The organism is Mucilaginibacter sp. 22184 (assembly GCF_052045695.1).
Classification (GTDB): domain Bacteria; phylum Bacteroidota; class Bacteroidia; order Sphingobacteriales; family Sphingobacteriaceae; genus Mucilaginibacter.
In genome coordinates this window covers 426874-447851 of sequence record NZ_JBQEPI010000004.1, presented here as the reverse complement: position 1 = coordinate 447851, position 20978 = coordinate 426874, and the positions used below count along the sequence as shown (strand labels likewise).

General features: G+C 38.7%; 16 protein-coding genes. All 16 read left to right on the top strand.

Annotated elements, in window-relative coordinates:
- The first annotated feature begins 108 nt into the window (after nt 1–108).
- The 16 genes from ACTJKG_RS11730 to ACTJKG_RS11655 all read left to right on the top strand — a co-directional run bounded on the left by ACTJKG_RS11730 (nt 109) and on the right by ACTJKG_RS11655 (nt 20855).
- Complete coding sequence (locus ACTJKG_RS11730; protein ID WP_216650524.1) at nt 109–2592, top strand: SLBB domain-containing protein; 2484 nt, start codon at nt 109–111, stop codon at nt 2590–2592.
- Between the two features lie 40 nt (nt 2593–2632).
- The gene (locus ACTJKG_RS11725) at nt 2633–3712 is read left to right on the top strand and encodes a Wzz/FepE/Etk N-terminal domain-containing protein (RefSeq protein WP_440739301.1); all 1080 of its coding nucleotides are present in this window, start codon (nt 2633–2635) and stop codon (nt 3710–3712) included.
- A 2-nt stretch (nt 3713–3714) separates the two neighbouring features.
- Nucleotides 3715–5070 (top strand): lipopolysaccharide biosynthesis protein, encoded by a 1356-nt coding sequence (locus tag ACTJKG_RS11720; protein ID WP_172334822.1) that lies wholly within the window; start codon nt 3715–3717, stop codon nt 5068–5070.
- 155 nt (nt 5071–5225) lie between these two features.
- On the top strand, nt 5226–6263 hold the full coding sequence (locus ACTJKG_RS11715) for a glycosyltransferase family 9 protein (RefSeq protein ID WP_440739300.1): 1038 nt from the start codon (nt 5226–5228) through the stop codon (nt 6261–6263).
- A 55-nt stretch (nt 6264–6318) separates the two neighbouring features.
- Nucleotides 6319–7224, top strand: a complete 906-nt coding sequence (locus ACTJKG_RS11710) for a glycosyltransferase family 2 protein (RefSeq protein WP_172334820.1) — start codon at nt 6319–6321, stop codon at nt 7222–7224.
- Nucleotides 7225–7425: 201 nt separating this feature from the next.
- On the top strand, nt 7426–7872 hold the full coding sequence (locus tag ACTJKG_RS11705) for an acyltransferase (RefSeq protein WP_216650523.1): 447 nt from the start codon (nt 7426–7428) through the stop codon (nt 7870–7872).
- Nucleotides 7873–7903: 31 nt separating this feature from the next.
- Nucleotides 7904–9193, top strand: coding sequence for an O-antigen ligase family protein (locus ACTJKG_RS11700; RefSeq protein ID WP_172334818.1), 1290 nt, complete (start codon nt 7904–7906; stop codon nt 9191–9193).
- Nucleotides 9156–10244 carry a glycosyltransferase gene (locus ACTJKG_RS11695; RefSeq protein WP_172334817.1) on the top strand — a complete coding sequence of 363 codons (1089 nt, stop codon included), beginning with the start codon at nt 9156–9158 and terminating at the stop codon, nt 10242–10244. The genes ACTJKG_RS11700 and ACTJKG_RS11695 overlap by 38 nt, the downstream gene beginning before the upstream one ends.
- Nucleotides 10244–11371 (top strand): glycosyltransferase, encoded by a 1128-nt coding sequence (locus tag ACTJKG_RS11690; RefSeq protein ID WP_172334816.1) that lies wholly within the window; start codon nt 10244–10246, stop codon nt 11369–11371. Before ACTJKG_RS11695 ends, ACTJKG_RS11690 begins: the two co-directional genes overlap by 1 nt.
- A 117-nt stretch (nt 11372–11488) precedes the next feature.
- Nucleotides 11489–12601, top strand: coding sequence for a glycosyltransferase family 9 protein (locus tag ACTJKG_RS11685; protein WP_440739299.1), 1113 nt, complete (start codon nt 11489–11491; stop codon nt 12599–12601).
- A 320-nt stretch (nt 12602–12921) separates the two neighbouring features.
- Nucleotides 12922–14271 (top strand): sugar transferase, encoded by a 1350-nt coding sequence (locus ACTJKG_RS11680; RefSeq protein WP_172334814.1) that lies wholly within the window; start codon nt 12922–12924, stop codon nt 14269–14271.
- Nucleotides 14272–14433: 162 nt separating this feature from the next.
- A complete protein-coding gene (locus ACTJKG_RS11675; RefSeq protein ID WP_440739298.1) occupies nt 14434–15015 on the top strand; it encodes an RNA polymerase sigma-70 factor in 582 nt (193 codons plus the stop codon).
- Nucleotides 15016–15091: 76 nt separating this feature from the next.
- Nucleotides 15092–16063 carry a FecR family protein gene (locus ACTJKG_RS11670; protein WP_172334812.1) on the top strand — a complete coding sequence of 324 codons (972 nt, stop codon included), beginning with the start codon at nt 15092–15094 and terminating at the stop codon, nt 16061–16063.
- Between the two features lie 232 nt (nt 16064–16295).
- On the top strand, nt 16296–18932 hold the full coding sequence (locus ACTJKG_RS11665) for a TonB-dependent receptor (RefSeq protein WP_440739297.1): 2637 nt from the start codon (nt 16296–16298) through the stop codon (nt 18930–18932).
- A 3-nt stretch (nt 18933–18935) separates the two neighbouring features.
- The gene (locus tag ACTJKG_RS11660; protein WP_440739296.1) at nt 18936–19760 is read left to right on the top strand and encodes a DUF4249 domain-containing protein; all 825 of its coding nucleotides are present in this window, start codon (nt 18936–18938) and stop codon (nt 19758–19760) included.
- Nucleotides 19761–20249: 489 nt separating this feature from the next.
- Nucleotides 20250–20855: an RNA polymerase sigma factor gene (locus ACTJKG_RS11655; protein ID WP_440739295.1), complete on the top strand. Its 606-nt coding sequence runs from the start codon at nt 20250–20252 to the stop codon at nt 20853–20855.
- Nucleotides 20856–20978 lie beyond the last annotated feature (123 nt).

Sequence of the window (20978 nt, the reverse complement as noted above, 5' to 3'; positions counted from 1 at the left end):
CATTAAGTAATATAAAATTTTACAACCGTCTTCGCCAACAAATTGGTTTACCTTTGCAAAAATCTAAATCCGTTTATTGCAGGGCTTAGACCCCGATATTTTTCAAATATGATTAAAACTAAGTTCCTTATATTTCTGCTTTTTATTGTGTTTTGTTGCGGGGCAATCAACCATGCCACTGCGCAAAGTAATATAAACCCCCAAAATCTTTCCAATATTAATGTAGATGCTTTATCTGATCAGCAGATAAGGCAGTTAATGCAGCAGGCCCAAAGTTCAGGACTAAGTGATGATGATTTGATACAACAGGCCCGCGGGCGGGGTATGCCAGATGCGCAGATCCAGAAATTACAGGCCCGTGTTGATCTGATCAGGAAAAGTGGTGGCGCGGGGTTGTCGGCCAGCGACAGCAGCGGTTCATCAGGAAAACGGAGTTTAAATTACAAAGTCGACTCGCTCGAAAATGATAAATCTGTTCAGAATACTAATAACCGTGGCCCCAAAATATTTGGCCTAGATATATTTCAAAACCGGAATATGAAGTTTGAGCCCAATTTAAAACTGGCAACCCCTTTAAACTACGTACTAGGTACAGAAGATCAGCTTATTATTAATGTTTATGGCAACTCACAGGTAAACTGGAAACTCGATGTATCGCCAGATGGTAATATTAATATTCCCGGTGTGGGTATCATCAACGTTGGAGGTAAAACTATTGAGCAGGCAACAGCCACTATAAAAAGCAGGCTGCAAGCCAGTAATTATGCTTTAGGGCGGGGTACAAACGTACAGATCACGTTGGGTAATATCCGTAGCATTAAGGTTATTATGGTAGGGCAGTTAACCAAGCCAGGCACATATACCTTGTCATCATTATCATCTGTTTTTAACGCGCTTTATGCCGCAGGTGGCCCAAACCGTATAGGTACATTAAGGCAGATCGAGATCATCCGGAACAACCGTATCATCAGGCATTTGGATGTTTATGACTTTCTGGTAAAGGGAAGTCAAAAAGATAATATAACCCTGCAGGATCAGGATATTGTGCGGGTACCTACTTACAGAACGCGTGTTGAAATGGACGGGCAAGTTAAAATACCTGCATTATTTGAGGTTTTACCGGGCGAAAATCTGCAAAATGTAATTGATTTTGCCGGCGGTTTTACAGACAGCGCCTATACCGCACGGATTAAGGTAACGCAAGTGAGTGATCAGCAGCGCCGCTTAACCGATGTTTTTGAAGCCGATTATAAAAATTACATACCATTAAGAGGCGATAGATATACTGTAGAATCCGTTTTAAGCCGGTTTGAAAACCGGGTGGTTATTAATGGAGCGGTTTTCAGGCCAGGAGAATATGAGTTGCAAAATGGGCTAACATTAGCGCAGCTTATTGAGAAAGCTTCTGGACTAAAAGAAGACGCTTTTATGGAGCGTGGAAATATTGTAAGGTTAAAGCCAGATAATACAACAGAGCTTATTCCATTTAATGTAAAAGATATCATCAGTAAAAAATCTTCTATTGCTTTACAGCGGGAAGATATCATCACCATATCATCAATTTTTGATTTGCGTGATATATACCAGGTTACCATTAATGGCGCGGTACGTAAACCGGGTGTATTTGCTTATTCGGAACATCAAACGGTAGCCGATCTGATACAAAAAGCAGGTGGCTTTGCCGAAGGAGCGAGTACTAACAGGATTGAAGTAGCCAGAAGAATAAACAATGGCGATCCATCTTCCCGAAACAGCGCGGTAGCACAGGTTTATGTTGTTAATATAGATGGGCCTATCAGCGCCACAGATACAGGATTTGTATTAAAACCTTATGATATTGTATCGGTATATAACCTGCCAGGATTTGAGAAGCAGAAAATAGTGCACATAGAGGGGGAAGTTTTATACCCAGGTACATATACAATTAAAACCAAAAACGAAAAAATATCTGACCTGGTTGCCAGGGCAGGTGGTTTAACAGCTTCGGCAGATGTAGATGGCGGATCATTAAAAAGAAACTATATAGCCATTTTGGGTATCGATAAAAGCAAATCAGATACGGTAGCTATAGCCCGGGAACGTAATGAGCAGTTGAACAGGCTAAAAAGAACTTATAGTGATACAACCGGTGTTAACAACGATATGCAACAGAGAAATAACTTTGTTGGCATAGATCTTAAAAGCGTCTTGAAATCACCCGGCTCAAAAGGCGATCTGTTGCTGGAGGATGGCGACGTGCTGCGCGTACCTAAGCAACAACAGGTTGTACGGGTTAATGGCGAGGTATTATACCCAAGCGCTGTTGTTTACAACAATTCAAAATCCTTTAATGATTATATTTATAATGCGGGTGGTTATTCGCCGCGGTCATTAAGAAGAGGGGCATATGTTGTTTACGCTAACGGAACGGTAAAGGGGACACGCAAATTCCTGTTTTTTAACAATCATCCCGATGTAAAACCCGGATCCGAAATATATGTACCTAAAAAACCTGAATCAAAAGGTGGCGGGATACAAAACTTTATAGGATTGGCAACCGGGCTGGCCTCATTAGGTGCAATTATTTTTGGAATAGTTAGTTTGAATAAATAATCCCTCTTTATTGAATTTTAACCACTTTATTGGATACTAAATGGACAAACCAAAAACAACTGAGCCTGATGAATTATCTATAAAAGATGTTCTGTTGCGATATAAATTGGTTGTTAAATATCTAAAAAACAAAATATTAACTATAGTTGCCTTTGGCGTTTTGGGCGGGGTTTTAGGGCTTATTTATTCTTTTGTAAAAAAGCCTGTTTATACGGCCACGTGTACATTTGTTTTAGATGAGGGTAAATCCGGGGGAGGATTAAGTCAGGTTGCCGGGCTGGCTTCATTGGCAGGGATAGACCTGGGAGGAGCTGCAGGCGCGGGTGGTGTTTTTCAGGGCGATAACATTATGGAGCTTTATAAATCCAGAATCATGATCGAGAAAGCCCTTCTAAGCGAAATAACAGTTAACAATAGAAAGCAATTATTAATTGACAGATACATCAGTGCCCTGGAGCTTAGAAAAAAGTGGAAACAAAAGGGTATAGATACCATTAATTTTCTGGGATCATCAGATAGCTTTAACCGTACACAGGATAGTATCATAACCGATATAGCTAAAGCCATTAATAAAAAAGTATTAGATATAAGTAAGCCTGATAAAAAACTCACTATTATAAAGGTTGATATTTCGTTTGTAGATGAACTTTTTGCCAAGGAGTTTAACGATAAATTGGTTACAACGGTTAATGACTTTTATATTAAAACTAAAATAAAAAAGACATCAACTAATGTAAATGTTCTTCAACGGCAGGCTGATAGTGTAAAAGCTGTTTTAAATAGTAGTTTAGGTAGCGTAGCCTCATCCATTGATGCTATTCCTAATGCTAACCCTTTGCATTCAATCCTTAAAGTGCCATCTCAGAGAAAACAGATAGACGTGCAGGCAAGTACAGCTATTTATGCCGAAATTGTTAAGAACCTGGAATTAGCTAAAATCTCGCTTCGTCAGGAGGCCCCCTTAATACAGGTAATTGATACCCCTGTATTTCCATTGACCAAAGAAAAATTAGGCAAGATAGGCGGAATATTACTGGGAGGGCTACTTTTTGCATTTGTTTGTATTTTTTGGTTGTTATTAGCCAGAAGTTTTAGGGAATTGGGGGGTAAGGATAGTTAAAGATGATAGAGAAAATTAAAACTTTGATTCTTAATAAGGATGAACGATCGAGAGCTATACAGATAAATACAACCTTAAATGTAGTTTTTAAAGGAGCAGGGTTATTTTGCAGTTTTCTTTTGGTGCCCATAGCCCTGTTGTATATTGATAAAACTGAATATGGGGTATGGCTTACCCTCACATCAATAACCGGATGGCTATCCTATATGGACGTAGGCTTAGGTAATGGTCTTCGAAACAAATTAACCGAAGCTGTAGCACAGGGCAATAATACTTTAGCACGCGAATATGTAAGCACCACTTATGTGCTTTTTGGTACGGTGATGCTTGGTCTTTTTATAGTTTTTGCATTGTGCAATGTGTTTTTGGATTGGAATAGCATATTAAAAACGAATATCAATTCCAAAACACTGCTGCTCACTACTTACCTTATCGTTCTTTCTTTTTGCATAAGGCTGGTTTTAGATCTGGGCGGAACGGTGGCTATTGCTATGCAAAAAACTTATTTAAGAACCCTTCTTGATTTTTCAATAAGCTTATCAACCCTTACCTGCATTTTTTTACTTTCAAAAACCGCAAAGCCATCTTTTGCTTTGTTTAGTATTACCGTAGCCTTAGCTCCGGTAATTGTATTGATCTTTTTTAACTATATCATTTATTCAAAGTCGAAATATAGTTTTCTAAAACCGTCATTTAAATTTTTCAGGAAAAGCTATATTAAAACATTGTTTAATGTGGGTATCCAGTTTTTTTGTATCCAATTTGTAGGCATCATTATCTTTTCTACAGATAACATACTTATAACTCAATTCTATTCACCCGAATATGTTACCTCTTTCAATGTAGCATATAAATATTTTACCATTCCTACCATTGCATTTTTAATAATCATGATGCCGTATTGGTCGGCATTTACCCATGCTTACACGGTAAAGGATCTTGATTGGATAAATAAAGCTTTTAAAAAATTGTTGAAGATATGGGTAATTCAGGTTTTGGGTGTAATACTTTTAATTGTTGCCGCCGGAACAGTTTACAGGATATGGGTTGGTAGTAAAATAGCTATACCATTATCGCTTTCAATTTCTCTTGGTGTGTATGCGATGGTATCTAACTGGAATAATGTTTTTGCCTACTTTATTAACGGGGTAGGTAAAATCAGGTTACAATTATATAGTTCGATATTTGTAGGGACTATTAATATACCCTTATGCTATGTTTTGGTGAAATACACACAACTGGGGGTGTCGTCAATTGTAATAGCAAATATACTTTGCCTGCTGGTGAGTTCGGTATGGTCCCCAATTCAATGTTACAGGATTATAAATAATAGTGCAACTGGTATTTGGAACAAATAGCTGGCACAGGTTATCAGGGATTTTATTAAATATTTGATCTGTTAGATTTGTAAGAGATGTTAAAGCAATTTATTTTTCTGGTATATGTTGTTAAAACTAAGATCAGGCATCTTTTTAGTCCGGAAAAGGTGTCTGATAGACTTCTTATTCTAAAAATGGATGCCATTGGTGATTATATCATTTTTAGAAATTTTTTGAGGGAAATAGCCTATAGCGAGAAATATAAACAATGCAAAATCACCGTGATATGTGATAAAGCTTTGAAAGAATTAGCATTGGAATTAGATGGTGATGTTATAGACAACGTTATTTCATTTGATCTGCAGCCTTTTTTAAAAAACAAGATAGATATCTTAAAACAGGCTGCTGTATGTAAGTATCGCGCAGTTATTAATTTTCATTATTCGCGTACACCCGAAACGGAAATCATTACCTGGCTTACCGCCGCAGATGAAAAAGTGACCATAGACGGCGATACATTAAGAATGAGTTTTTGGAAGAAACCGATTTTTAATCTGATTTACAATAAGCTGTTTATAATGCCTTCTGATATTAAAAGTGAATTTGGCTTTAACAAGGCACTTACAGAGTTTATAACCGGGGTTAAATCTCACATAGAAGGTCCTTCTCTTGAATTAGATGCTGATAGATATGACTCAAAGATAGAGGGTCCATATCTTATTGTAGCCCCTGGAGCCGGATCGGTAAACAGGCAATTGAGATTATCTTCTTATGCTAAAATAGTGGATTTTTTAATTGATAAAGGTTATAACGTTTGTTTTATCGGGTCGCCGAAGGATTCATTGATTGTTGGGGAAATTATCAATTCTTTACCCCACGGACATCTAAACAAAATCACCGATCTATCCGGAAAAACAGCACTCGGTGAAATGCCTTATATAATTAATAAAAGCTTAGGTGTTATTTGTAATGATAGCGGGCCGTATCATCTAAGTATGGCATTAAATAAGGCTACTATATGTTTAGCCGGGGGAGGACATTTTGAGCGATTTGTTAGTTATGGAAATAGTAAAAAAGTTAAACTATGTTATGAACTGATGCCCTGTTTTAATTGTAATTGGCAGTGTATTTACAAATTTAACGCAACTGATCCTTATCCCTGTCTGGATGCGATTGACATTAATAAAGTATTTGAAAATATCTCTTTATTAGAAAAAGAGTACATGATTTAATTTCTGTATAAACTCGTATTTACAACAGAGAGTAACCCACACATCAACTAACGGCATGAATAATATATCCATTTTAATACCGGTTTTTAACAGACTGGAAGTTACTATAAGGGGAGTGGATGCCATCAATAAGGCATTGCAATATTATGCTGAAAACGGTACCGGAACTAATATTTTTAAGATCATTATAATTGATGATAATTCAACTGATGGAACTGCGCAATGGATAGAAGAGCATTACCCGGATATTGATCTGTTAAAAGGTAACGGTAATCTTTGGTGGACGGGATCCATGAACATGGGGGCCCATTATGCTATTGATGTATTAAAAAGCGATCATATTTTATTATGGAATGATGATACCCTATGTTCTGTAGATTATTTTTATGAATTGGAAAAGCTGATGTTAAGCAACGCATATGATTCCGATTCTATTTTTGTTTCAAAAATTTTATGGCAACATAACGAGGGCTTATTATTTAACTTTGGTTGTTATTTTTATGAAAAAACAGGAAAGCAACTTTTGATTGGGTTTAACAAGGAGGATATCTACAATGACATACTCCAGATTGATTGGTCTGGTGGTATGGGAACTTTAATACCTGCTCACATTGTTACCCATATCATGTATTTTGACGAAAAAAGATTTCCCCAGTATTATGGCGATATCGACTTTTTTTTAAGAGCTAAAAAGGCGGGATATAAAGCTTTTGCGGTACCTTCTTTGAAAATTTATAATGACTTTGAAACAACAGGGATAAATAAGGTACGATCATTTAAGGATTTTAAAGCCATATTATTTTCTAACCGTTCAAATGCCAACCTGAAGCAAACATTTGATTTTAACAGGACACATTCAAATAATATAATTAGTTGGCTTAGATTTGGAGCTAAGTATTTTTTGCTTGGGGTAAAATCATTTTTTTCAATATTGACATCAAAGAAAGCCGCGAGCAGTTAAATATCAGTAGCTAATTGGATTGATAAACGTTTTTTAGCTTACTCTAAACAATAAAATTTTATACAGTCATCCCAAAACGATCATGGAGTAACAAACCTATAAATGAAAAAAGCCTTTAATTATATATCACTTTATTTGTTCAACGCATTTTTTTGCAAGATACCTATCAATTTTATCAGGATGTTTTTCATGCGGTTATACATGAAAATAGGAAAGGGATCTTTTGTGAGCTGCAATGTCAAAATATTGAATCTGGAGGACCCTAAAAACAATATAACTATAGGCGATAACTGCTTTATTAACCCGGAATGTTTACTTGACGGCAGAAAAGGCAAAATCATCATTAAAGATAACGTAGATATAGCAAGAGGCACCTGGATATATACTTTGGAGCACGACCCACACGATGATTATCATGCAACCAGGCAGGGCGATGTAATTATTGAAGATTATGTTTGGATTGCATCGCGGGCAATGATTTTGCCAGGGGTTACCCTTGGTAAGGGTTGTGTAATTGCCAGTGGGGCAGTTGTAACCAAAGATGTGCCCGCTATGAGTATTGCAGGCGGTGTGCCAGCAAAGGTTATTGGCACAAGAAGGTCGGCACTCAAATACACCATTGATTTTACGCCATACCTATATATTTAACATTAGAATGCCTTTATATATTGATACCTAATTGACAACTACAACATCATACTTATCAGAAGAAAAACCGGTACGAAAAACCGACTGGCAAAACATTATAGTTTATAGTGTAATCCTGTCGGCATTTATTCCTAAGCTGGTTATTACTGAGGGTGTTAATATCTTTCTGCCAGAGCTGTTTATGTTTGTAGGGCTGGTTTTTGGTTTTAAGCAATTTATACTTTACTCAGAACAACGGCTTTTGTTGGGTATATTTCTGTGCATGGTGCTTTTTTCCATAATATCACAAGCATCGGTTGTTGATTTTGGAGCTATTTTAAGAAGCGTTAAGGAAATAATTTATATCCCTATCATTTATTGGGCATCAAAGATCAGGAATACTCAAAAAGTATTAAAAAATTTAGTGCTTTTTGGATGCGTGGCGTTGCTTATAAATATTCTGATGTACATGATGAATTTTTCTGTGGCTAATACCATATTTTCTGATGCAGAAACACTCAGCAGCGGAATGTCTAACAGGGGAATAGATATATTTTCATTAAAGCTTGTTCAGTTAAATGGTCTCGCACACGGAATATGGGGTTCTTATTGTGTGTTAATTTTTACTTTAGCTATATCATTAAAGCAAAGCGGTGTTATTAAACGTAAGCACCTTTATATAGTTGGGGCTTTGTTTTTTATCAATATTGTTATTACCGTTAGCCGGGAAGCTATTTTGATCCTGGTGGTGGTTTACACCTTATCTTTTCTTCGGTCTAAAAAATCAATTCTTAAAAGAGGTTGGATCTTAATTGTTTTTGCGATAATCATTACCGGCATCGTTATATTTGGATCTGACCTGCCTGCTGTACAAAAGATTTCCTACACTATTGATTCCTTTTCAAATAACGGATCCGAAAGCAATATCAGTCTTCGTATCAATACCTGGGCAGCGTATTTCAATTTCCTGTCGCACAATGTTCAATATGTACTCTTCGGTTTAGGTTTTTCACCTGTCAACTTTTATAATCATATAAGTCCTTATAGCCATGCCGATATTGTTAACGTTCCGGAAAGCGCGGTAATTTACTGCCAGGCATACGGCGGTATCATAGCAACTATTTGCTTATTGAGTTTAATAGCCGCAGCCGCATTTAAGATAAATAAAAACAGTCCATATAAGTTAATCAAATACTTCTTTATTGGGGTAATTATAACAAATTGTGTTAGCGGGGTTTCTATGTTCTCTGATTTGTTGTATGCGCATCTGTGCGTAGTTTATGGATTATTAATAGTAAATAATAATGAAGATAAAAGTAATACAGTTAACAGCCAGGGCTGACATGGGGGGCGGGCCAAAGCACGTACAGCATTTATTGAAAGCCATACATAATCAAGTGGAGTGCTTTGCAGGATGCCCGGAAGATAAGCCCTTTTTTGACAGCTATAAAGGTTTACTCGGAGACGAAAAAATGACCACTATTCCTCATCGTAAGCTCACCTTAAAAGCGCTGTTTTCGTTATTGAAATATGTAAAAAAAAATGACATACATCTTGTACATAGCCATGGCAAGGGTGCATCTGTTTATGGCAAATTACTAAAGATCCTAAAGCCCAGCCTGAAACTAATATATACTCCCAATGGCATACACGTTGATGAATATTCCAGATTGGCAATGATGCTTTACCAAACTTACGAATACCTTACATGCGGATTATTTAATCACATTATATACGTTTCAGAATCGGAAAGAGAAAAAGCAAAACAAAGCAAGCTATTTCTGCGCAATAAGTTTTCTATTATTCCAAATGGGGTGCCTACTTTTTATCCACCTGCTAATGAAGACCTGGCTGCCCTCAGGAACAGTTTGTTTAAGCAGCCCGAAAGGAAAATTATCCTTACGTTTTCAAGGTTTGATTATCAAAAAAATATGCAGGAAACTTTTGATATTGCAGCCTCGCTCCCCGAATATAATTTCTTATGGTTAGGTGATGGAGAAGATTATTTACCGCTTAAAGAAAAAGCTGCTCAACAGGGTATTGATAATATAAACATGCTGGGTGTACAGCACAATATAGATGCTTACTTATCAATAAGTGATATGTACCTTACTACATCAAGATGGGAGGGGCTACCGTTGGCGCTGCTGGAAGCTATGGCCGCCGGAATGCCTATTTTAGCAACCAATGTTACCGGTAACAAGGATTTGATTAATCGCGACACCGGAGATTTGTATGAACTGGGCGACATAAGTAGCGCGGTTGAAAAAATAAAGCAGATGCTTGAAAATCCCAGCTTTAATGAAACTGTTATTAAAGATTACTTTGAAAAAAATTACTCCGTTAACAATATGGCTTCCGGGGTTGTGAAAATATATAAAGAGCTGGTTTAATGAATATATATATAGTTTGTGCCTGGTATGAAGTTGCTATGAGGCACTACTCATTTACTATATTAAACAATATCAGGAAACATCTGCCCGAAAATCAACAGGTTTATGTTACGTTGGTTTTAAGAAACGATTTGGAGAATTATCCGGAGTTAAAAGAACTGGAAGGGCTTAACATTGATTATGTAATCATAAAAAATAGTCTCCTGAATATATTATCAAAGGTGTTTCCCGTTTTTTTTGACAGGTATGTTTTAAGAAAAGCAAAGGAGTTCAACGCGTCTTTAATATATATACTATTTGAGGGCTTGTTCTTTAAAAATATTGACGCTATGGCTCGGCAATCTAAAATAATGTATACTGTGCATGACCTGATTCCGCACGAAAAAAGTATAGTTAGTATGAAAGACAGGTGGCTGGAACGCACCGAAAGCACACGGGCCGCTTATTTGCGCGAAAAAGCTGATTACAGGATCACAAACTCCTACGCTCAGTTTTTGGAGCTAAAAAACAAATACAGCAAGCCCTCATTTTATACAAGTATGCCAACATTAGTAAATACTCATATTGCTAATGGCAACTTGAAGCCAGCCGAAATTAAAACGGGTAAATATATCTTGTTTTTCGGAAGGCTGGATAAGTACAAGGGTTTAGAACGGTTGATTGAATGTCATTTAAAATCAGCTGTGGATGCCACTTTGCTAATAGCCGGCGCCGGTAATATATGGTTTCAGGTACCTGATAGCCAACGGGTAATGATAATAAACAGGCATATTGACGATGCAGAACTTAAATATCTGTTTGAAAATGCGCTGATCTGTGTATTACCATACATATCTACCACGCAAACCGCGTTGGTTTCCATTCCGTTCCATTTTAAATGCCCGGTAATGTTATCTGATATCAAAGAGTTTGTGTTACTGGCAAATGATTCAGGATCAATAGTATGTGATTTTAATAACTATCAACAGTATAACGGTTATATAAAAGAAATTACCACAAATGAGGATTTTAGGCACAACGTTGTTGCTTCTCAAACCAGATTTTATGAAAAGAATTATGATCCTGAAATTTTCATGTCACATTTAACAAAAATTTTTGATGAGATACAAGGGAATATCGTGAATTGAATTTTCGGGCCACTCTAATTACAAATAGGAGACAAGGGTGTTTCTTAACCTGTTATATTATAGGTTATTATTAAAACGGTTGATTGCATTGCGTACATAGGAGATTTATACATACAGATGGAAAAAGGTAACGGACTGTTTCATAAGTTGGACAGATTTTTGGGTATCCCAATTGTTTTAACCTTGGGGATATTAAGAAAGAAAAACAAAAGTGTACCAGTCAAAATAGGTAGGATCGCTGTACTTAATATAGGTTCAATTGGGGATAATGTGTTAATGTCTGCTGTTATCCAGGATCTCAGATCGGATTACGCCGATGCCGAAATCATTGCTTTTACAGGGTCAACAAATTATCAGTTGGTGAAGCTGATACCGGGCTTAAATAAGGTGATAAAATTACCGGTAACCAATGGGCTAGCCACTGTAAAGATGATACGCGAAGAAGGCGGATTTGATTTGCTATTTGATTTTGGTCCCTGGCCAAGGCTCAATTCTATCTATGCAAAATTTGTTAAGGCCAAATACAAATATGGTTTTCAATCAGATAAGCAGTATCGGCATTACGTTTATGATAAAGCCATTATCCATTCATCTCAAACGCATGAGATAGAAAATTTCAGAAGTTTGGTGAGTGATATATATAAGGGCATCAACCACGCTCCCCAAATCAATGTAATATCAACAGAAAAATCAGATACATTGGTTAAGGGATTGAAAAAGTATTGCATCATCCATCCATGGCCGGGTGGGTTTAAAAGTTATATGAAGGAGTGGCCTGATAGCAATTGGGTAAAATTAATTGAAAAGATATATGACAAGTTTGATCACATCGTTATAACGGGAAGCCCTGCCGACAAAGAAAAATCAGACAGGATAATTCAGTTATTAGAATCAGCAAATAGTAACAACAAAATTATAAATCTTAGTGGCGGGGTTAATTTACAAGAGTTAGCGCACCTAATTGTTAAAAGTGAGCTGGTGGTTTCGGTTAACACAGGCATTGCGCATATGGCAGCAGCACTAAGTAAGAAACAGGTATGCCTTCATGGGCCTACCAATGTACTACGTTGGGGCCCTTACGATGATAATACTATTTCGGTAGTGCCCGATGAAGGACACTTTGGGTATTTAAACTATGGTTATGAGTATAGCAGAGCAAAAGAAAACTGCATGGAAAACATCTCTGTAGATAAAGTTTATAAAGCAATAGAGCAAATATCATTTATCTAATTTGGGGGGGCTTGATAGAATTGGAGTAATTAGTAGTCATCTTGAAGATCTGTCTATATTAATAAATTATTATTTAATTATAAATAAAAAAGTGTATTATGAGGTTTTTGTTTGATCTGTATGAAAGTTATTGTCCTGTAATAGCTATATGCATGATAATTAAAGGCTTTTTTACGCTTTAAGTACAGTATAAAAAAAATATTCCGCCCTGTAGCGTTCTTTAATTTATTATCGTAATGGTATTAAAAGGCAAACTTTATCGTTATGTAATTATGTAAATAATATAACATATAAAGTCCTATATTTGCAAAACTTTACCTATGGCAATACGATACTCTAAATTTCTCGCCCCTGTTACTTTTATAAGTGATTTAATAGTATTAAATATTGCGTTACAGTGTGCTCATACACTGGTGTTTACATACTACTCGTCACAGATAGAATCCGTAAATTTTACACTACTTGTTAACCTGGTTTGGGTATCTGTTTCAACCATTACCAAAAATTATATTATTTCCAGGCCGCTGGTACTAAAGGATAACCTCAACCGGTTTTTATCGTCCTTGCTTTATCATCTGCTGATTGTTCTTAGTGTTATTTATTTCTTCAAACTGTATGAGGTAAGTCGCTGGGAGATGTTCTTTACCTATACGCTGTTCTTCTTTTTTATCATTATACAGCGTTCGGTTATATTTTTTATCCTGGATTATATCCGCAAAAAGGGTTATAACAGAAGGCACGTGCTGGTTATAGGAGATGAAGATATTGCAAACCGCCTCATCAGGTCGTTCTCCAAACACCCGGAGTACGGTTATTACTTTACCGATTTTATTTCGGAAGAGATGATAAAGGATTTTCCTGAACAGGTTTTGATGGAAAAACTGATCAATAAGAGTCCTGACGAGATATTTGTGTGCTATAAATACCTGCACCCACTACTACTGCAAAAGCTGGTTGATTTTGGCGAACAGAACTCAGTTAAAATAAAACTGGTATCAGACCTGATCCTGAATAATAATTATGCCAGCATAGTTAATTATGAAAATCTTCCGGTTATCCAGCTGTCTGCCGGTTCTGAGTTGAGCTTTAAAGTAATATTCTTTAAGCGAAGCTTTGATATCCTGTTTTCGGTAAGTGTGATGATAGTTGGGTTTCCGATATTTCTTTTGTTGATGTTAATTACTAAACTAACATCAAAAGGTCCTGCCTTTTATAAACAAGAAAGGATTGGCCGAAATCATAAGCCATTTACCATATACAAGTTCAGGAGCATGTATGTAAATGCCGAAAAGGCCGGCCCGCAGTTATCAAGCGAATGGGATCCACGCATTACTGCATGGGGAAGATTATTACGAAAATCAAGGCTGGATGAGTTACCTCAATTTTGGAACGTACTGAAAGGTGAAATGTCTGTAGTAGGGCCGAGGCCAGAAAGACAGCATTTTATTGAACAGCTTATTGAAAAATCGCCAAGCTATAAAAAGCTGTTACGTATTAAACCCGGTCTTACCTCCATAGGACAGGTATCTTATGGCTATGCCGAAAATCTGGATCAAATGCACAGCCGCATCCGTTATGACCTTATTTATCTCAACAATATCAACTTCAACAGTGATATGGGGATAATCTTAAAAACCATCAGGGTAATGGTACAGTTAAAAGGAAAATAACCAGGATGATTAATCCGCACTTGTTGTATTGCTTATTATTTTAAGAAAAATATCGAAATACTTAACAGGGTACCGCTCATATCTGGTATAATTAGATGATTTCTTGTAAACTTGCATAATTGCTGTGTAACGAATACGGCAATTGATCGTCATAGTTTATATATGGAGCGCCACCAACCAGCAACAGATCGCCAGTTATTGGAATTGATCCGCAAGGATGACCGGTTGGCCTTTACAGAATTGTATAACCGCTATTGGGACAAACTGTTCATTGTAGCTATGCACCGGTTAAATGACGAACATGAGGCCGAAGAAGTAGTACAGGAAATTTTTTTAAGCCTTTGGCAGCGGCGTACAACTATTGAACTTTCTCATAGCCTGAATACCTATTTATCGGTTGCTGTTAAGTACCGTATCATTAATCACCTGGATAAACAGTTTCTTAAAAAGCAACATGTGGATCATCTGGCCACTCATGCGCCGCGTGAGCTGGATAGTACGAATAACTGGCTGGCCGAAAAAGAACTCCGTACACAGTTGGAACAAACCATTAGCCGTTTGCCCGAAAAGTGCCGGATAGTTTTTTTGCTGAGCCGTGAGCAAAATAAAACAAACGCCGAAATTGCCGCCGAACTTAACATCGCCGAAAAAACGGTAGAGGCGCACATGACCAAGGCATTAAACACGCTTAGGCAAACATTAAATATCACCATTCCGCTGCTGCTTTACCTGCTCGAAAAATAATTCATCTTTTTTTCATTTACCACTAAGGGTAAAACGCGCTATGGCTGACTATATGTATAAACATACCAAGTAAACCATGGATAGTAATAGCTTTAACCCTGAAGAGCTGGCCCATAAATGGCTGACAGGCACACTCAGCCCCGACGAAAAGTTGAGGTTTGAGCAATGGTATGCCGATTTTAACGATGAAGAACTATTGCTTTCAGATAGTCGATATACATCAACTGAACAGATCAGATCAAATATATTAAACTGTATTAACACCAGTATAGATGAACAGCTTGCACCTAAAGTAAAAATATATAAGCTATGGCGGAATTTGGCAGCCGCGGCAGCCGTTGTTTTTGTTATAGGCACCGCGGCGCTTTACAGAACACCCATACTCAACCTGGTTGATCCGGTAAAACAGCTGCAATTGACCACCAACCCGGGAGAGTACAAGCAAATACAACTGCCCGATGGTACCCGTATTTGGCTTAGCCCGGCAACTACATTTAATTATCCCGAAAAGTTTAGGGGTAAATTGCGTAATGTGAGTATTAAAGGCGAAGCTTATTTTGAAGTTAAACATGATACCGATCATCCCTTTGTTATCCAATCGGGTGTTATAAAAACGGTAGTATTAGGCACCAGTTTTGATATCCAGGCGTATGATCATGCTAAATCTATTGATGTAACACTGGTTAACGGCAAGGTGGGGGTATCAACAAATACAAGCGCTGCCGCAACCATGTTAACCGCCAACCAAAGGATGGTATATCAAAAAGCAACGGCAAGCCTGGTAAAGGAGAACTACCCAAACGCGGCCAGATTTTTGGACAGGCGCAAAGGGATCTTTGATTTTAACGGTGCATCCCTCGCCGAAGTTATTCATGATCTCGAAACTCAATATGGTATTAGCATCAACCTGGCTCCCGGTTTAACATCAAAAGCTTTTTACGGTCGCTTGCAAACTACCGATCCCATTAACCGCACGCTTGATAAGTTGAGCACGGTTATGGAATTACGCTGGGAAAAACAAAATGGAGCTTACCAGCTTCAGCCCTAACAAATATGATTTATTTACCCCCTATCATTTAACAAACCTGCAACCATGACGTCTTAAAATTGCCCCTACACACCTATGAAAAAAAAGCCCGGCTCAGGGAAACAGAACCGGGCTTGTTATTTAAAATCCTGATCAGTCATTGCCTTCGAAACGAATGGCTGATTATTTTAAACCTCTTAAAGTTATGAAAAAAAACGGACCTCTAAGGTTCCCTAACCTGATTTATCCTTTAATGAAACTATACCAACTTTTAAGTATTTTTTTTTGTATAACCCTGATCCTTACGTTTAGCAGCCTGCGGGTTTTTGCCCAATCGCCGCTTGATAAAACAATCACCATCAAATTAAATAATGTACCATTAAAACAAGCCCTCGATAAAATAACCGCGGCCACCGGCGTACGCTTTACTTATAACGAAGCCGTTGCCGCCAGCAACATTAAATTAACCATCAATGCAAAGGCGCAAAGCCTTAAACAGGTACTTGAAGTGGCTCTGGCCAATTATCCTTATAATTATTCTCAACTGGATCAGGATATACTGATCCGCTATGACGCGACGAAGCTAAAAAAGCCCGACGCCGAACCGGCGGCAAAACCGGCAGCAGCAGGAAAGTTCACCATCAGCGGAACAATTACATCAAAACAGTCTGGGGAAACGATAATAGGAGCCAGTATACGGCTGGTAGATGGCGCGCAAGGAACTTCGACCAATGGCTATGGCTTTTATTCGATCACACTGCAGGCCGGTGACCACCAGTTGCTTGTGAGCGCCATTGGGCAGAAAACCCTGGTTGTGCCAGTTTCGCTAACACACGATCAAAGGCTTAACATCACTATGGAGGATAACGCCCAGGAGCTGCAAACGGTAACCATCACCGCTACTCAAAAAGGTGCACGCGATTTGAAAAGTCCGCAAATGGGTGTCGAGAAGCTAAACATTAAGGAAATAAATGATGTCCCCGTATTATTGGGCGAGCACGATGTGATGAAAACCATACAGCTGTTCCCTGGTATTAAATCGGCGGGGGAGGGCAGTGGTGGATTTTATGTACGTGGCGGTGCTACCGATCAGAACCTGCTGATGCTTGACGAAGCTACTGTATACAATGCATATCACCTTTTGGGTTTCTTCTCTACCTTTAACTCTGACGCTATAAAAAATGTAAGCATTTATAAAGGCGACATGCCTGCACAATACGGCGGCAGGTTATCATCGGTAATTGATGTGAAGATGAACGATGGTAACAACCAAAAGTTTGGCGTAAGCGGCGGTGTGGGTGTGATAGCGGCACGTTTAAATGTAGAAGGTCCTATTCAGAAGGGTAAATCATCCTTTCTGATATCGGCTCGGCGTACTTATGCCGATGCTTTTTTGAAGTTTTCAAAAGATACGGTGGTTAAAAATAGCCAGCTTTATTTTTATGATATCAACGCTAAAGCCAACCTGGTTTTAGGCGATAAAGACCGGGTTTATATCTCCGGATACCTGGGGAAGGATGTGCTTACTGCTAATAATGTGAACGGCATCAACTGGGGTAATACCACGGCCACCCTGCGCTGGAACCACATTTTTAACAACCGTTTTTTCTCCAATACCTCTTTTATCTACAGTAATTACGATTATGAGATTAAAGTAAAGCAGGATGTAAACACCTATAAGATCACTTCCCGCATCAAGGATTGGAATTTTAAGGAGGATATGCAATATGATGTGGGTTCGGATCATTCCTTAAGTTTTGGTGTCAACAGCGTTTATCATACCATTAAACCTGGCGAAATATCAGCCAGTGGCAACTCGGGCATCATATCACAAACGCTCGAAACCCGGTATGCCTGGGATAATGCCGCCTATGTAAGTGATACCTGGAAAGTTACAGATCGCTTTAGTTTAACTTATGGCACGCGGCTTTCGGCTTTTTCTATTATAGGTCCGGGTACTTATTATGATGTAAATGCCGATGGGGCAATAACCAATTCAACGCACTACAACTCTGGCCAGATAGTTAAAACTTACGTAAACCTGGAGCCCCGTGCGGCAGCCGCTTTCCAGTTGAATGATATCAGCTCGGTTAAGGCTTCTTATGCCCGTAACGCGCAAAACCTTCACCTCATCAGCAACTCTACCCCGGGCTCGCCAACCGATAAATGGGTAGCCAGTACCAATTTGATCAAACCCGAACTGGCCGATCAGTTTTCTGTAGGATATTATCGTGATCTGGACGAACATAAATATGAGTTCACGTTTGAAACCTACTATAAAAAGCTGCAAAACCAGCTGGATTATCGTAACGATGCCAACATCTTTACCAACCAGCCCATTGAAACGCAGTTGCTGTATGGCAAGGGGCGTACCTACGGCGCGGAGTTTTTGCTGCGGAAAAAGACGGGTCGTTTAACCGGTTGGGTAAGTTATACCCTTTCCAAATCAGAACGGCTGATAGATGGTATCAATAACAATCAATGGTACAACGCCCGCCAGGACCGTACCCATGACCTGGCCGTGGTAGGTATTTACAAGCTGAACGACAAATGGACGCTATCGGCCAATTTTGTTTTCTATACCGGCGATGCGGTTACCTACCCAAGCGGCAAATACCAGATAGACGGGGCAACCTATTACTACTATACCAATCGTAATGCCTCAAGGTTGCCTGCCTACCACCGGCTCGACCTTGGCGCTACCAAGCAGCTTAAGAAAACCAAAAAATACAGCTCGGAGCTTAACTTTAGCTTGTATAACGCTTATGGTAACCGCAACGCTTACCGTATATTTTTCAGAGATAATAAAACAGACCCTAATAAAACAGAGGCTGTACGTACCACTTTATTTACCTACGTACCTTCTATTACTTATAACTTTAAATTTTAACACATGCATACCATACGTTTTTCGGCCATATTGATGATCCTGCTGGGGCTGCTGAGCTCCTGTGAAAAGGTTATCGACCTGAAGCTTAATAACAGCGCCCCCCAAACGGTGATAGAAGGTACGGTGATTAATGAAGCCGGCGGTGCCAAAGTATCTATAAGCTTGTCTAAAAAATTTACCGACGACAGCTCCTTTGAAGGTATCAGCGGGGCGCAGGTAACAGTTGAAGCCGATGGCACAATTTATAATTTTGATCCTACGGCTACCGGTGTTTACCAGAATGCTACCCTTGTTGGTATACCTGGGCATACCTATCATTTAACTGTTAAGCTGAACGATAAAACCTATACATCAACCAGTACCATGCCCCAGATTGTAAAGCTGGATAGTATTTATGTGGTTGATGATGAGTTGTCTACCAATAAAGACAAAACCAAACTACGGATAGCTGTGGTGAAGTACCAGGACCCAGCCAATGTGCAAAACTATTACCGCTTTATTGAATATATTGACGGCAGAAAAGAAAAAAGCTTATTTATAGATGAAGATGAGTTTACCAATGGCCAAACGGTAAACAGCCGCCTTAATTTTAATAATGATAATGACGATCCCGCGCGTGAGATCAGGACAGGCAAAACACTCATGGTAGAGATGGAATGTATCGACGCCGCGGTTTACAAATACCTTTTTAGCCTCAACTCGGGCTCTACAGGTAATGATAACAATGCTGCGCCCTCTAACCCCACCAGTAATATTACAGGTGGAGTGCTGGGCTATTTCAGCGCCTATCCTATAACGCGTAAAACTATAACGGTACCGGCCAATTAAAATTAACAAACAAAAAAGCCCCTTCAATTGAAGGGGCTTTTTTGTTTGTTCCCTTGTCCACGAATATAATTAGGTTAAGAAAATGCTCCGCAGGAGTAAAAGCTTTGTAGTAAATAAAAAAGAAGACTAAGCATGCCGTAGGTATGCAACCTGAGTACAGTACCTACGGCACTGGTTTTGGAATCGAAATTTTTCTACAAAGCTTCAACCCCGCTGGGGTTGGCAAAATCCCTTATCTACTTGTGCTCGTTTGTAATTCCTAAACAGAGTGGCTCTGTATAGCGTAGAGATTATTAATATTTATAATTGTTTTTATAGGTATTAATGAGCTTCCTCCGGTTGCGCGTGGAGAATGTAATGTAGTATTCCCCTCTATGCGCGAAGCGGAGGGAGGGGTGACAAGCGTAGCGATGTCGGGGTGAGTCGAAAAACCGTGATATTTTATGCTGAGCTAACATTGAGTTAAAGGTGCTAATATAAGTTTGCTCCATGATGCGTGGCAGGTTTATTTCGGATACTGATTTACTGGCCCGGCTTCAGGACGATGATGAACAGGCCTTGCTCACGCTGATGCAACGCTACGATAAAGCCCTTTTTCGATATATCCTCTCCAAAACCAACTCGCTCGAAACTTCAGAAGAAGCCGTACAGGATATTTTTATTTCGCTTTGGCATAATCGCTACGCCGTGGCGATTGATGATACACTTTCACCTTATTTATTTAAAGCCGCCAAAAATAAAACCATTGATTTTTACCTGGCCGGTAATAAAAAATTGGCCTACTTTGAAACACTGTTGCCTGATTATGAGCACCTGGTATCCCCATCGCCAGAAAATGAAGTTATTGAAGCCGAACTGGAAGACTGGCTTAGCTCCGAAGTTGATAAAATGCCGGTCAACATCCGCGATGTGTTTAAACTAAGCCGGGTAGAGCAATTGCCGGTTAAGGAAATTGCAGGCAGGCTGGCCTTGTCTGAGCAAACAGTAAAAAACAATCTCACTATAGCTTTAAAACGCCTGCAACTGCGCTTAAAACGGATGGAAAGCTTTCCATTGTTTTTAATTATGCTGAAGATCATACTTCATCTTAAATGATCTATTTTGGATTATGGGATTTTGCTCGTTCACTTCTTCAAAAAAAACTAGCTCCTTGTTCTCTCAATCCCATAGTCCCCAAGTCTTATAGTCTAAAATTCAGGTAACATTTAATTAACAAAC